14 protein-coding genes are annotated in these 13537 nt (G+C 61.3%); 13 read left to right on the plus strand and 1 reads right to left on the minus strand.

The genetic code is table 11. The features are described 5' to 3' along the window. Window positions 1-162: 162 nt before the first annotated feature. The 13 genes from CLU91_RS09460 (at window position 163) to CLU91_RS09520 (ending at window position 12989) form a co-directional block, all read left to right on the plus strand. Entirely contained in the window at window positions 163-555 is a 393-nt protein-coding gene (locus tag CLU91_RS09460) for an Mth938-like domain-containing protein (RefSeq protein WP_100873951.1), read from the plus strand. Further along, window positions 552-2225, plus strand: coding sequence for a glycosyltransferase family 39 protein (locus CLU91_RS09465; protein ID WP_100873952.1), 1674 nt, complete (start codon window positions 552-554; stop codon window positions 2223-2225). The genes CLU91_RS09460 and CLU91_RS09465 overlap by 4 nt, the downstream gene beginning before the upstream one ends. A gap of 191 nt (window positions 2226-2416) precedes the next feature. After that, complete coding sequence (locus tag CLU91_RS09470) at window positions 2417-3553, plus strand: DegT/DnrJ/EryC1/StrS family aminotransferase (RefSeq protein ID WP_100873953.1); 1137 nt, start codon at window positions 2417-2419, stop codon at window positions 3551-3553. An 11-nt stretch (window positions 3554-3564) separates the two neighbouring features. Further along, complete coding sequence (locus CLU91_RS09475; protein ID WP_100876658.1) at window positions 3565-4560, plus strand: glycosyltransferase; 996 nt, start codon at window positions 3565-3567, stop codon at window positions 4558-4560. Beyond that, the gene (locus tag CLU91_RS09480) at window positions 4560-5477 is read left to right on the plus strand and encodes a formyltransferase (RefSeq protein ID WP_100873954.1); all 918 of its coding nucleotides are present in this window, start codon (window positions 4560-4562) and stop codon (window positions 5475-5477) included. The genes CLU91_RS09475 and CLU91_RS09480 overlap by 1 nt, the downstream gene beginning before the upstream one ends. 21 nt (window positions 5478-5498) lie before the next feature. Next, window positions 5499-6551 (plus strand): bifunctional UDP-4-keto-pentose/UDP-xylose synthase, encoded by a 1053-nt coding sequence (locus CLU91_RS09485; protein WP_100873955.1) that lies wholly within the window; start codon window positions 5499-5501, stop codon window positions 6549-6551. Then, complete coding sequence (locus CLU91_RS09490) at window positions 6551-7510, plus strand: polysaccharide deacetylase family protein (RefSeq protein WP_100873956.1); 960 nt, start codon at window positions 6551-6553, stop codon at window positions 7508-7510. The genes CLU91_RS09485 and CLU91_RS09490 overlap by 1 nt, the downstream gene beginning before the upstream one ends. Before the next feature lie 76 nt (window positions 7511-7586). After that, complete coding sequence (locus CLU91_RS09495; RefSeq protein ID WP_198521292.1) at window positions 7587-8057, plus strand: peroxiredoxin; 471 nt, start codon at window positions 7587-7589, stop codon at window positions 8055-8057. Window positions 8058-8346: 289 nt separating this feature from the next. Further along, window positions 8347-10164, plus strand: a complete 1818-nt coding sequence (locus CLU91_RS09500) for a PhoH family protein (RefSeq protein ID WP_100873957.1) — start codon at window positions 8347-8349, stop codon at window positions 10162-10164. A gap of 142 nt (window positions 10165-10306) precedes the next feature. Further along, window positions 10307-11005 (plus strand): site-2 protease family protein, encoded by a 699-nt coding sequence (locus CLU91_RS09505; RefSeq protein WP_100873958.1) that lies wholly within the window; start codon window positions 10307-10309, stop codon window positions 11003-11005. Window positions 11006-11032: 27 nt separating this feature from the next. Beyond that, window positions 11033-11539: a membrane protein insertion efficiency factor YidD gene (gene yidD / locus CLU91_RS09510; RefSeq protein ID WP_232730689.1), complete on the plus strand. Its 507-nt coding sequence runs from the start codon at window positions 11033-11035 to the stop codon at window positions 11537-11539. 226 nt (window positions 11540-11765) lie between these two features. After that, entirely contained in the window at window positions 11766-12707 is a 942-nt protein-coding gene (locus tag CLU91_RS09515) for a bestrophin family protein (RefSeq protein ID WP_100873959.1), read from the plus strand. An 81-nt stretch (window positions 12708-12788) separates the two neighbouring features. Further along, window positions 12789-12989, plus strand: a complete 201-nt coding sequence (locus tag CLU91_RS09520) for a heavy-metal-associated domain-containing protein (RefSeq protein WP_100873960.1) — start codon at window positions 12789-12791, stop codon at window positions 12987-12989. 128 nt (window positions 12990-13117) lie between these two features. On the opposite strand, the gene cueR is transcribed toward CLU91_RS09520, so the two are convergent. Continuing rightward, complete coding sequence (gene cueR, locus CLU91_RS09525) at window positions 13118-13537, minus strand: Cu(I)-responsive transcriptional regulator (protein WP_100873961.1); 420 nt, start codon at window positions 13535-13537, stop codon at window positions 13118-13120.

The following is a 13537-nucleotide window of genomic DNA, read 5'->3' on the forward strand; positions in this document are numbered from 1 at the left end:
CACCGTCGCGCCAAAAAATTGCCCATAGATTGCAAATTGGAAAGGATGTTGCTTTTCAGTCGCTCTTTTCTGTCATTTATGGCATGCTTACGCCCTTGGCCGCAGCGCGCATCCGCACAGCGCGCGCACCGATCAACCGACACGAACAGCCCCGACATCGCCATGAAACTGCATGCCAGCAGCACCCAACAATACCAAACCGTCACAGGCTACGATGAAAATGGCGTGGAGATCAATGCCCAGCCGTACAACTACAGCCTGATCGTCATGCCGGAAACGCCGCCACGCGCGTGGGAGGTGGACAGTTTCGAACAGCTGAGCGAGGCGCATTTCGCGCAAATCCTGGCCGACGCACCCGACGTGGTCATCCTCGGCACGGGCCAGCGCCAGCGTTTCGTGCATCCGAAACTGACGGCCGCGCTGACCATGCGCCGCATCGGCGTCGAGTGCATGGATAACCAGGCCGCCTGCCGCACCTACAACATCCTGATGGGCGAAGGCCGCAAAGTCACCCTGGCCCTGATCCTGGCTGCCGGCGCAGGCAGCGCCACATGAAAATCAACGTCAACGAACTGCACAGCTCGCGGCTGCTGATGTGGTCCTTGCTGGGCATCTTCATCGTCGTCACCCTGTATGCGCTGGGTATCCGTACCCTGGTGCCGCCCGACGAGGGCCGCTACGCGGAGATGGCGCGCGAGATGTTCGTCACGGGCGACTGGGTCACCACGCGCCTGAACGGCATCAAGTATTTTGAAAAGCCGCCCCTGCAAACGTGGATGAATGCACTGAGCTTCGCCGCCTTCGGCCTCGGTGAATGGCAGGCGCGCCTGTGGACGGGCCTGTGCGGCATCATCGGCGTGTGCATGACGGCCTATGCCGGCAAGAAAGTCTTTGGGCCGCGCGTGGGCTTGTATGCCGGCCTGGTGCTGGCGTCGAGCCTGTTCTGGCTCGCTTCCGGCCAGATCAATTCGCTGGACATGGGCCTGTCGGGCATGATGACCATCGTGCTGATGAGCCTGCTGGTGGCCCAGCGCGACGAGGCCGCCCCCGCCGAGCGGCGCAACTGGATGCTGCTGTGCTGGGCAGGCATGGCGCTGGCCGTGCTGGCCAAGGGACTGATCGGCATCGTGCTGCCGGGCGCCGTGCTGGTGCTGTATTCGCTGTGTGCGCGCGACTGGCGCATCTGGACGCGTCTGCACCTAGTTAAGGGCTTGCTGGTGTTTTTCGCCATCGCCACGCCATGGTTCGTGCTGGTGGCCCTGCGCAATCCTGAGCAACCGCATTTCTTCTTCATCCACGAGCATTTCCAGCGTTTCCTGATGAAGGGTCACAAGCGCGAAGGCGCCTGGTACTACTTCCTGGTCCTGCTCATTCCCGGCATCCTGCCATGGATAGGCGTGCTGCCGCAAAGCCTGGCTGCCGCCTTCAAGCGCCAGGAAGGCACCTTCCAGCCCCGTTTGATGCTGCTGATCTGGGCCCTGTTCATCACTTTCTTCTTCAGCTACTCGACCTCGAAGCTGCCCGGCTACATCGTGCCCATCTTCCCCGCTCTGGCGCTGCTGATTGCGCTGTTCCTGGAGTCGGCGTCGCGGCGCCAGCGCATGCTGGCAGCCGGCCTGCTGTGTCTGCTGGGCGCGGCCATCCTGATCGGTGGACCGATCGCCTTCAGCAAGGCCAGCGCGCGCGATGCGGAAGCCCTGATCGCGCTCAAGGGTTACCAGCCATGGCTGATGGCGGCCGGCTTCTTCGCCCTGGCCGGCGGCGCGCTGGCCTTGCTGCATGCGGGCCAGTTGCGCCGCGACATGACCGTGCTGACGATTGCCGGTGCCGGCTTCCTGGCCACGCACTGCATCCTGGCCGGCTCCGAACTGTATGGCCAGAACCGCGCGGGCACCGACATGCTGGCGCAGATCCAGGCCGAACTGAAGCCCGACACCAAGCTCTATTCGGTCGGCATCTACGAACAGTCGCTCACGTATTACCTGCAGCGCCCCGTGATCCTCGTCGACTACTGGGACGAGTTCACGTTTGGCCTGAAGCAGCAGCCCGAACTGTCGATACCGACCATCGAGCCGTTCATCGAGCAATGGACGAACGATGCCAACGCAGGCGTGCGCGACGTGGCCATCATCAGCCTGTACCGTTACAAGGAATTGCAACAACGTGGCGTGCCCATGCGTGTCATTGCCGAAGATGCGCGCCGCGTGGTCATTGCCAATCATTAAAGAATCATGTGCAGGACAGGGCGCGCGCCGGAACGGGCCGCGCCCACACTGGAAGCTGGACACCCCCAAAAAACGGCTGCGCCACTCCCGCAATATAGATTTAGAATAGCCATGCTGGCCCGCGGACCCGGTCGCGCAGGCGGCCTCTGCAACAAACCCATACAGCATAGTCAACCCAAGAACAGCGCCCCATGACCTCTACCCTGCCCTTTTTGCCTTTTTCCAAACCCACCATCGATGAAGCGACCATCGCCGCCGTCGGCGAGGTGCTGCGCTCGGGCTGGATCACCAGCGGACCGAAAGTGCAAGCCTTCGAAGCCCAACTGTCCGAATACTTCGGCGGGCGTCCCGTGCGCACCTTCAATTCGGGCACGTGCACCATGGAAATCGCGCTGCGCATCGCCGGCATAGGCCCCGGCGACGAAGTCATCACCACGCCCGTGTCGTGGGTAGCGACGGCCAACGTCATCATCGAAGTGGGCGCCACGCCCGTGTTTGCCGACATCGACCCCGTCACCCGGAACATCGACCTCGACAAGCTGGAAGCGGCCATCACGCCACGTACCAAAGCCATCATCCCCGTCTATCTGTCCGGCTTGCCCGTCGACATGGACCGCCTGTACGCAATTGCTGAAAAGTACAAGCTGCGCGTCGTGGAAGATGCGGCGCAGGCGTTCGGCTCCACCTGGAAGGGCAAGCGCATCGGCGCGTTTGGCGACTTCGTCTCGTTCAGCTTCCAGGCCAACAAGAACATCACCACGGGCGAAGGCGGCGCGCTGGTGCTGAACAACCTGGAAGAAGCGAAGCTGGCCGAAAAATACCGGCTGCAGGGCGTCACGCGCAGCGGCGTCGACGGCATCGATGTCGACGTGCTGGGCGGCAAATACAATATGAGCGACATCATGGCTGCCATCGGCCTGGGCCAGTTCGCCAATATCGACGCCATCACGGCCCACCGCCGCGCGCTGGCACGCCACTATTTCGAGCAATTCGGCAGCGACTTCGAAGCGCAGAGCGGCGCCCAGCTGCCCGTGCAAGATTTTGAAAACAGCAACTGGCATTTGTTCCAGATCATCCTGCCCGACAATGGCCCCGGCACGCGCGCCGCCTTCATGCAGGCCATGGCGCAGCAAAACGTGGGAACGGGCTATCATTACGCACCGATCCACTTGTTTACCATGTACCGCGAGCGCGGCTTTACCGAGGGCATGTTCCCCGTCTCGGAAAAGATCGGCCGCCTGACCGTGACCTTGCCGATGTTCTACGCCATGACGACACAGGACGTGGAACGCGCCGTCGCCACCGTCAAATCCATACTCATCAAATGAGCAGCGCGCCGATGAAACCTGAACTGTCCATTATCATTCCGATCTACAACGAGCAGGATGGCCTGGCCGCCCTGTTCGCGCGCCTGTATCCGGCCCTCGACGCCTTGCAGACGAGCTACGAGATCATCTTCATCAACGATGGCAGCCGCGACAATTCGGTGGCGATCCTGGCGGAACAATTCCGCCAGCGCCCCGACGTCACGCGCGTCGTCCTGTTCAACGGCAATTACGGCCAGCACATGGCCATCCTGGCCGGTTTTGAAGCCTCGCGCGGGCAAATCATGATCACGCTCGACGCCGACCTGCAGAACCCGCCCGAGGAAATCGGCAACCTGGTGGCAAAGATGCGCGAAGGCTACGATTACGTGGGCTCGATCCGGCGCAAGCGGCAAGATTCCGCCTGGCGCACCCTCGCGTCGAAAATGATGAACCGCCTGCGTGAAAAGATCACGAATATCAAAATTACCGACCAGGGCAACATGCTGCGCGCGTATGGCCGCAATGTGATCGACCTGGTCAATCAGTGCGCCGAAGTCAACACCTTCGTGCCCGCCCTGGCCTATACGTTTGCCCGCAAGCCCACGGAAATTACCGTCGAGCACGAGGAACGCGCGGCCGGCGAGTCGAAATACTCGCTGTACAGCCTGATCCGCCTCAACTTCGACCTGATCACGGGCTTTTCGCTGATTCCCCTGCAAATCTTTTCCATGCTGGGCATGCTGCTGTCCTTCAGTTCGGCCGTGCTGGTGATCTATCTGCTGGCGCGCCGCTTCCTGTTCGGCGCCGAGGCGCAGGGTGTGTTCACCCTGTTCGCCATCGCCTTCTTCCTGATGGGCGTGATCCTGTTCGGCATCGGCCTGGTGGGCGAATACGTGGGACGCATCTTCCAGCAGGTACGTGCCCGTCCCCGCTACGTGGTGCAAACCATCTTGCAGGACGGCATGGTCCAGGCGGAAGCCGAGGCGCCATCGTACGTGCGCCTGGAAAAGCGCCAGGTGGGCCGCTGATGGGCGCCCCACGCGCCGTCGTCTTCGGCTACCACAATGTGGGCGTGCGCTGCATCAAGGTGCTGCTCGCCGGCGGCGTCGATATCGCCCTCGTCGTCACGCACGAAGACAGCCCCACGGAAAACCTGTGGTTCGAATCCGTCGCCAGCCTGTGCCAGGCCGAAGGCATCCCGTACATCACGCCTTCGGACGCGCGCGCGCCCGAGCTGCTGGCGCAGGTGCAGGCAGCCAAGCCGGACATGCTGTTCAGCTTTTACTACCGCCACATGCTGCCGGCTAGCATCTTGGAAGTCGCACCCGCCTACAATATGCATGGCTCGCTGCTGCCGCAGTTCCGCGGCCGCGCGCCCGTCAACTGGGCCGTGCTGCACGGCGCCACGCAGACGGGCGCCACCCTGCATGAAATGACGGTCAAGCCCGACGCCGGCGCCATCGTGGCGCAAACGGCCGTGCCCATCCTGCCCGACGACACGGCCTTCGAAGTGTTCGGCAAGGTCACGGTGGCGGCGGAACAAACCTTGTGGGGTGTGCTGCCGGCCTTGCTGGACGGTACGGCGCCGCGCCAGCTCAACGATTTGCGCCAGGGCGGCTATTTTGGCGGGCGCACGCCGGAAGACGGCCGCATCGACTGGAAGTTACCTGCGCAACAGGTATACAACCTGCACCGGGCCGTCGCGCCACCCTATCCCGGCGCGTTCACCGAAGTCAATAATATCGTTTACATCATCGAAACCGCCCGTTTGAGCAAGCATTCCGCAGGAAGTTTGCCAGCGGGCTTGGCGGTAGTGGATAATTGCATCTTTGGCGTCTGCGGAGACGGCCGCATGCTGGCCATTTCCGCGCTGAGGGCTGCCGGGGAGCCGATTTCGGCTCAGCAATTGCAAGCAAGTCTGACCGCCCGCGTCAGCACACACTGATATCACTCAAGAGAATCTCACATGAAAAAAGTCCTCATCTTAGGCGTCAACGGCTTCATCGGCCACCACCTGTCCAAGCGCATCCTGGAAACCACCGACTGGCATGTCTATGGCATGGACATGAACACGGACCGCATCACGGAACTGCTGGAAGATGACAACTACAAGTCGCGCATGCACTTCTTCGAAGGCGACATCACGATCAACAAGGAATGGGTCGAGTACCACGTCAAGAAATGCGACGTGATCCTGCCGCTGGTGGCCATCGCCACGCCGTCGACCTACGTCAAGCAGCCGCTGCGCGTGTTCGAGCTGGACTTCGAAGCCAACCTGCCCATCGTCCGTTCGGCCGCCAAGTACGGCAAGCATCTGGTGTTCCCGTCGACTTCGGAAGTGTATGGCATGTGCCACGACGAAGAATTCGACCCGGAAAACTCGGAACTGATCTGCGGCCCGATCAACAAGCCGCGCTGGATCTATTCGAACGCCAAGCAGCTGATGGACCGCGTGATCTGGGGCTACGGCATGGAAGGCTTGAACTTCACCCTGTTCCGTCCATTCAACTGGATCGGCGCGGGCCTGGACTCGATCCACACGCCGAAAGAAGGTTCGTCGCGCGTGGTGACGCAATTCTTCGGCCATATCGTGCGCGGCGAAAACATCTCGCTGGTCGACGGCGGCGCGCAGAAACGCGCGTTCACCTACATCGATGACGGCATCGATGCGCTGATGCGCATCATCGCCAACAAAAATGGCATCGCCAGCGGCAAGATCTACAACATTGGCAATCCGGTCAACAATTACTCGATTCGCGACCTGGCCGGCATGATGCTGACCCTGGCTGCCGAGTATCCGGAATACGCCGAAGGCGCAAAACACGTGAACATCGTGGAAACGACGTCGGGCGCCTACTACGGTGCCGGCTACCAGGACGTGCAGAACCGCGTGCCGAAAATTACAAATACCTGCGAAGAGCTGGGCTGGACGCCAAGCACCACCATGGCCGATTCCCTGCGCAATATCTTCGACGCCTACCGCAGCCAGGTAGCCCAAGCCAAAGCCTTGATGGATTAATGTTGAGCAAGCCGTTCCTGACCCTGAAAATCGACGTCGATACCTATCGCGGCACCCGTGAAGGCATGGGCAATCTGGTGCGCATGCTGGCCGCGCACCAGGCCAAGGCCACCTTTCTGTTCTCGCTGGGCCCCGACCACACGGGCTGGGCTCTGCGGCGCGCCTTGCGGCCCGGCTTTTTCAGCAAGGTGTCGCGCACCTCGGTGGTCGAACACTACGGCTTGAAAACATTGATGTACGGCACCTTGCTGCCGGGCCCCGATATCGGCAAGCAATGCGCGGCGCAATTGCGCGCCGTGCGCGATGCCGGTTTCGAGTGCGGCATCCACACCTGGGATCACACCCTGTGGCAAGACAACGTGGCCAAGCGCAACGCCGCCTGGACCATCAACATGATGCGCAAGGCCGCCAACCGCTACGAACAGGTGTTTGGCGCCAAGCCGCATACGCACGGCGCGGCCGGCTGGCAAATGAATGTCAGTGCGTTTGTCGAACACGACACGGCCGGCTACCGCTACGCCTCCGACGGCCGCGCCATGCTCGACGCGCGCGGCGCCATGGCGCAGCCGTCGCAAGGCCCGCATCGCGTGCGCAACGGCAACACCATCCTGCAATGCGTGCAATTGCCCACCACCCTGCCCACCCTGGATGAATTGCTGGGCTGCGAAATCGACGGCAAGCTGATCACGACCGGCAATGTTGCCGCGCATATATTGTCGCTGACGGCGGACAATCCCCGCGATCACGTGTATACCTTGCACGCGGAACTTGAAGGACAGAAACTCGCCCCCATTTTCGAACAACTGCTGGCTGGCTGGAAAGCACAGGGCTACCAGTTTGCAGCGATGGGCGATTATTATGAAAAGATAAAAAATGCGGACTTGCCCGTTTGCCCAATCACCTGGGATGAGTTGCCCGGGCGTTCGGGACGCCTGATTGTGCAGGGCAAAGCGGCCTGAATGCTGTATTGTTGCACCTGGATGCGTTGCCAGATTAAAAAAACAGCGCTGATGATCACCGTTCAGGAGAGAACCTGTGGCTGATAGCCAATCCCTCGTTAGCATACCCGACTTTAGCGCCGCCATGACCAGCGGCAAGACCTTTCAGTTGCTGGGCCGTCCGGCCAAGGCCACCGTGCTGTTTTTCTATCCAAAGGACAACACCCCCGGCTGCACCACGGAAAACATCGCCTTCCGCGATGCGTATGCGCAATTCGTCGCCGCCGACGTGGAAATCTACGGCATCAGCCGCGATTCCCTGCGCTCGCACGAAAGCTTCAAAGCCAAGCTGGAACTGCCATTCGAGCTCATTTCCGACCCGGACGAAGCCGTTTGCCTGCTGTTTAACGTCATGAAGATGAAACAGATGTATGGCAAGACGGTCCGAGGCGTCGAGCGCAGCACGTTTGTGATTGACGCCCAGGGCCGATTGGTGAAAGAATGGAGAGGCGTGAAGGTCGCAACTCACGTGGAAGAAGTGCTGGAATTCGTGGCGCGTCTGAATTGATCATCTGTTCTGATCGCATGCGCGTTGTCGGCTTCCAGCGAGCCTGGTTCAACCGCAGTTCAGTTCACGGTACCTATCGCCATTTTGAGTCAACGAAGCGCCTCCACCCACTCCGCCAGGCGGGCTTGCAGCCCGACTATGGCGTCCATGACCGGCCATGCTGCCGGCCTTCCGGCAGTTATTCGTCCTGTAGCATTGTTGTTCCCCCGCATCCACCCCATGAGAAGTGCCGCCAGAAGCTGGCTGCCCATGGGCGATTCATTCCAGAAATTTTTTGATTGAGATCCTGATGCCACTGCCAAAATTACCGAGCAAGCCAGCCACCATCCTGGCCACCCAAGATTACCCAACCGCAGGCGCAGCGCGCCCGGCCACCAAAACCCCGGCAGCCAAGAAAGTGGCTGCACCGATCATTGAAGCGGCGATCGCCGAAGTTGCCAAGCCGGTCCGCAATGCGGCCACGAAGATCAAGCAAGTGGCGGCCCTGATGGTCGCCAAGCCAGCACCTGCGCCAGCCGCCGCCGCGCCTGCGGCCGCACCTGCCGCCGTTGCCGCGCCTGCGGCGAAAGCCAAGCCTGCGGCAAAAGGCAAGGTCACGCCGATCAAGCCCGTCCAGCAAGCCGAGCAGCCACATCCGGCCAAGCACAAGCCTGTGGAAGTCCAGCTCAAGTCGTCCGCCAGCCGCGCCGCCGACCAGCGCGGCATCAGCAAGCTGTTCGTGCTCGACACGAACGTGCTGATGCACGATCCATCGTCGCTGTTCCGCTTCGAGGAACACGATGTGTACCTGCCGATGATGACCCTGGAAGAGCTGGACAACCACAAGAAGGGCATGACGGAAGTGGCGCGCAATGCACGCCAGGTTTCGCGCACCCTGGACGCCCTGATCAGCAACACGGACGACGACGCCATCGAACACGGCATCTTGCTGTCCAAGCTGGGCAACAAGGACGCCAAGGGCCGTCTGTTCTTCCAGACGCGTCTGCAAAGCGCCGACCTGCCGGCTGGTTTGCCAGTCGGCAAAGCCGACAACCAGATCCTCGCCGTCGTGCGTTCGCTGGAGTCGGAACAGGAAGGCCGCCCCGTCGTGCTGGTGTCGAAAGACATCAACATGCGCATCAAGGCGCGCGCCCTGGGCTTGCCGGCCGAAGATTACTTCAACGACCATGTGCTGGAAGACACGGACTTGCTGTACTCGGGCATCGTGCAATTGCCGGACGACTTCTGGAACAAGCACGGCAAGGACATGGAATCGTGGCAGGAAAGCAAGAACGGCTACAGCTCGACGTTCTACCGCGTCACGGGCCCGTTCATTCCATCCTTGCTGGTCAACCAGTTCATCTATCTGGAACCGAAAAACGGCGAAACGCCGTTCTATGGCCAGGTGAAACAGATCAACGGCAAGACGGCCGTGCTGCAAACCCTGCGCGACTTCAGCCACACCAAGAACAATGTGTGGGGCGTGACGGCGCGCAACCGCGAGCAGAATTTCGCGCTGAACTTGCTGATGAATCCGGAATGCGACTTCGTCACCCTGCTGGGCCAGGCCGGTACCGGCAAGACCCTGCTGGCCCTGGCCGCCGGCCTGGCGCAAGTGCTGGAAACCAAGCTCTACAATGAAATCATCGTCACCCGCGTGACGGTGCCCGTCGGCGAAGACATCGGTTTCCTGCCAGGCACGGAAGAAGAAAAGATGTCGCCATGGATGGGCGCCTTCGACGACAACCTGGAAGTGCTGAACAAGTCCGACTCCGATGGCGGCGAATGGGGCCGTGCGGCAACGCAAGACCTGATCCGCTCGCGCATCAAGATCAAATCGCTCAACTTCATGCGCGGCCGCACGTTTGTGAACAAGTTCCTCATCATCGATGAAGCACAGAACTTGACGCCAAAACAGGTCAAGACCCTGGTCACGCGCGCCGGTCCCGGCACGAAGATCCTGTGCCTGGGCAACATCGCGCAGATCGACACGCCGTACCTGACGGAAGGTTCGAGCGGCCTGACCTACGTGGTCGACCGCTTCAAGGGCTGGACCCACAGCGGCCACGTCACCCTGGCCCGCGGCGAGCGTTCGCGCCTGGCTGACCACGCCAGCGAAGTGCTGTAAGTTATTATCAGCGCGGCTTCAACGCCGCGTTCACGATCGAAAGCCCCGTCTGCAGCGATGCAGGCGGGGCTTTTTCATGTGCGCGACTTTTCCCTGCGGCATGGTCTAATACCGCTCTCTTTCCTCCAGGACACCGTATCCGATGCCTCCCGCCTTCCAGTTGCTGCTCTGCCTTATCCTTTTCATGCTGCTCCACATTTCCGTCATGGCCGCGTGCGCCCGCGCTGTGGGTATCACCGTGCGCAGCGTCAGCTACGGCGTGGGGCCCAGCTTGCTGAGCTGGGGCAAAGTGCGCGTCAAACTGCTGCCCGTGGCCGGCAATGTGGTACTGAAAGATACGCGTGAAGAAACCTTGCATGACGACGACTCCTGCCTGGACGCGTACAACTTCCAGCCGCTGTGGAAGCAGGTGCTGCTGCCATTGAGCGGCGTGGGGGTGCTGCTGGCCTTGTCGCTGGGCATCCTGGGAGCGCCAGGCTGGGACAGCTTCGTCGCCGCCTTCGGCCAAATCGTCCATGGCGCGCTGGCGCCGCTGTCGACGGCGCAGGAATTGCTGGGTGAAGGGGAAACGTTTGCCCGCACACACGGCTTTGCGCTGGTGTTCGCCCTGTTCTCATTGACACTGTGCGCCTTCAACCTGCTGCCGTTCGCCGGCTTGAACGGCGGACAGGCGCTGCTGGCCATCGCACGCGGCGGACGCGCTTTTGTGGCGTGGGAAGAAACGCTGACGAAATGGATGCTGTTGCCGGGGCTGGCGATCTTGCTGGCGTGGCTGGCGGCGTTCGGCTGGTATGGCTGGAAAACCATGGCAGCCCAGGCCGCTGGCGCTATTATTTTTTAGATACTTGTCGTATGCTCCCCCATCGTCTTGACGCCCCCCGGCAAAGGAGCTGGCATTTTCTCATTCGACACTTGCGGCAAACGCCTGGCCCTGTGGGCCATTCGCGCCTACCAGCGCTACCTGTCGCCATGGAAGGGGTTTTCCTGCGCTTACGGCGTGCTGACGGGGCGCGACAGCTGCTCCGCCTATGGCTACCGGGTGATTGAACGTCATGGCTTGCGCACGGGCCTGCCTTTGTTGCAACGCCGCTTGCGTGCCTGCGGCGAACGGCACCGCCAGCACCTCGCGCTACATCCGCAGGCACGGCGCAGTGCGCGCCGCCAGGCACAGGCGGGGTATTGCGATTGCGACGTGCCCATGGTCGACTGTGCCTGCGACTGCGCCGACGTGGCCAGTCTGGCTGATTGCTCCCGGCCGGGCCGGGGCAAGAACCCGACGTGGTTACGCAGCGACTATGCAGCCAGTGCCGCACTGAAACGGCAGCAGGAAGAACACCGCAAGAAGATACGGCAGGGACAGCCCCCGGAAAGGTGACATTTATGTCCATAAATGAAATATTCATTCATGAAATGAATAACGTCCATTATCACTGTGAATTGGCTGGAAACCAGTCGACGGCCTATACTCAAGCTGTCTCCCCTACATTGTTTCCCATGCACACCCTGCTCAGCCCGCACACACAGCGGGCTTTTTGTTCCCGGCAATTGCCATTCTGTCTTTCCCCCTTTACCGATCACCAGCCCCACACCGGGAGCACAGCATGATCGTGCGCGAGCGTCCTTCGGCGCTACGGCTGTTCCTCGTGGTGCGCGGCTCCGTCCTGCCGCGCATCCGCACCACGCTCATCGTCAACACCCTGATCGCCACCCTGGTCACCTGGTGCCACGGCACCCTGTTCGATCACAAGGTCATCCTCACGACCATCCCGTTTACCCTGATCGGCTTGCCGCTGGCCATCTTCCTGGGCTTTCGCAACACGGCCGCCTACGACCGCTACTGGGAAGCGCGCAAGCTGTGGGGCGAACTGGTGTTGCGCAGCCGTAATTTCTCGCGCCAGTGCCAGACCATGATCCGCAGCGATACGCCCGCCCACGCCCGGCTGGGGCTGGACGATGTGCGCGTGCGCATGATTTACCGCGCCATCGCCTTTTGCCACGCGCTGCGCCACCAGCTGCGCGACACGCGCGGACCGGACGACTTGCAGCCGCTGCTGCGCCCGGCCGAATGGGAAGCGGCTTGCCAGGCATCGAACCCGTCCGACTATCTGATGCTGCAGATGGGCCACGACCTGGCCGACTGCGTCCGGCAGGGGCGTATCGACAGCATCCTCACCGCACAGATCGATAACACGGTCTCGGCCATGGTAGCGGCGGGCGCCTCGTGCGAACGCATCCGCAGCACGCCGATTCCCTTTTCGTATTCGCTGCTGCTGCACCGCACGGCTTATCTGTACTGTTTCCTGCTGCCTTTCGGCCTCGTCGATTCGCTCGGTTTCATGACGCCGTTCGTCGTCGCCATCGTCGCCTACACCTTCTTTGGCCTCGATGCGCTGGGCGACGAGATCGAGGAACCGTTCGGCGAAGACGCCAACGATCTGCCGCTGTCCGCCATGTGCCGCGCCATCGAAATCAGCCTGCGCGAATCCGTGCAGGACGAGAATGTGCCGCCGCCCATGCAAGCTGACGATTTTCTGCTGAATTGATCCGTGCGCAGCTTTCCCCTTGACCTTACCATCGGGGGAAGGCTTACAGTGGGAACACTTAATCATTCAAGGAGTGCTTGCATGTATCAGTTACAAGTTGAAAACATGAGCTGCGGCCATTGCGTCGGCTCGGTCACGAAAGCGGTGCAAGGCGTCGATCCTGCCGCACAGGTGCAGATCGACCTGGCCAGCAAGCGCGTCACGGTGGAATCGCCCGCCGAACTGGGCGCCATCAGCGCCGCCATCATCGAGGCCGGTTACCCCGTCACCAGCGCGCAGTAACAGCAGTGCCATCAACGAGACAGCCGGCCTTCGCGCCGGCTGTTTCCGTTTACCCGTCCAGCTCAGGGTAGTGCCGGAAGATGCCTTCTTGATTGAAGGCAATCCATCCCGACTCCTGTTGATTCAACTCAGTGGCAACATGCTGTCGCTTCCGTGTCACCGGCCAGCCCCAGGCTTTGCAGGATGGGGCAATCGGGCTTGTCATCGCCATGGCACGATTGCGCCAGGTGGGCCAGGGTGTCGCGCATTTCCGTCAGTTCGGCGATCCGCTTGTTGAGCTCGGCGACGTGGGCCAGCGCGATGCCTTTTACGTCCGCGCTGGCGCGCTGGTCGTTTTGCCACAGCGACAGCAGTTCGCGGATCTGTTCCAGCGAAAAGCCCAGGCCCCGCCCGCGCTTGATAAAGCGCAGGGCGTGCAAATCGTTCGGCGTGTAGATGCGGTAACCGGCGTCGCTGCGCGCGCTAGGTTTGAGTAAGGTAATGCTTTCGTAGTAGCGTATCATTTTTGCCGATACGCCCGTTTCACTGGCTGCCTGGCCGATATTCAT

Source organism: Janthinobacterium sp. 64 (genome assembly GCF_002813325.1).
Taxonomy (GTDB): Bacteria; Pseudomonadota; Gammaproteobacteria; order Burkholderiales; family Burkholderiaceae_D; genus Janthinobacterium.

Bases quoted from the DNA above. Each gene is read 5' to 3' on its own strand.
- CLU91_RS09520 (WP_100873960.1), top strand. From the start codon at position 12,789: ATGTATCAGTTACAAGTTGAAAACATGAGCTGCGGCCATTGCGTCGGC.
- CLU91_RS09470 (WP_100873953.1), top strand. From the start codon at position 2,417: ATGACCTCTACCCTGCCCTTTTTGCCTTTTTCCAAACCCACCATCGAT.
- CLU91_RS09460 (WP_100873951.1), top strand. From the start codon at position 163: ATGAAACTGCATGCCAGCAGCACCCAACAATACCAAACCGTCACAGGC.
- CLU91_RS09515 (WP_100873959.1), top strand. From the start codon at position 11,766: ATGATCGTGCGCGAGCGTCCTTCGGCGCTACGGCTGTTCCTCGTGGTG.
- CLU91_RS09505 (WP_100873958.1), top strand. From the start codon at position 10,307: ATGCCTCCCGCCTTCCAGTTGCTGCTCTGCCTTATCCTTTTCATGCTG.
- CLU91_RS09465 (WP_100873952.1), top strand. From the start codon at position 552: ATGAAAATCAACGTCAACGAACTGCACAGCTCGCGGCTGCTGATGTGG.
- CLU91_RS09475 (WP_100876658.1), top strand. From the start codon at position 3,565: ATGAAACCTGAACTGTCCATTATCATTCCGATCTACAACGAGCAGGAT.
- CLU91_RS09500 (WP_100873957.1), top strand. From the start codon at position 8,347: ATGCCACTGCCAAAATTACCGAGCAAGCCAGCCACCATCCTGGCCACC.
- CLU91_RS09490 (WP_100873956.1), top strand. From the start codon at position 6,551: ATGTTGAGCAAGCCGTTCCTGACCCTGAAAATCGACGTCGATACCTAT.
- cueR (WP_100873961.1), bottom strand. From the start codon at position 13,537: ATGAATATCGGCCAGGCAGCCAGTGAAACGGGCGTATCGGCAAAAATG.
- CLU91_RS09485 (WP_100873955.1), top strand. From the start codon at position 5,499: ATGAAAAAAGTCCTCATCTTAGGCGTCAACGGCTTCATCGGCCACCAC.
- CLU91_RS09480 (WP_100873954.1), top strand. From the start codon at position 4,560: ATGGGCGCCCCACGCGCCGTCGTCTTCGGCTACCACAATGTGGGCGTG.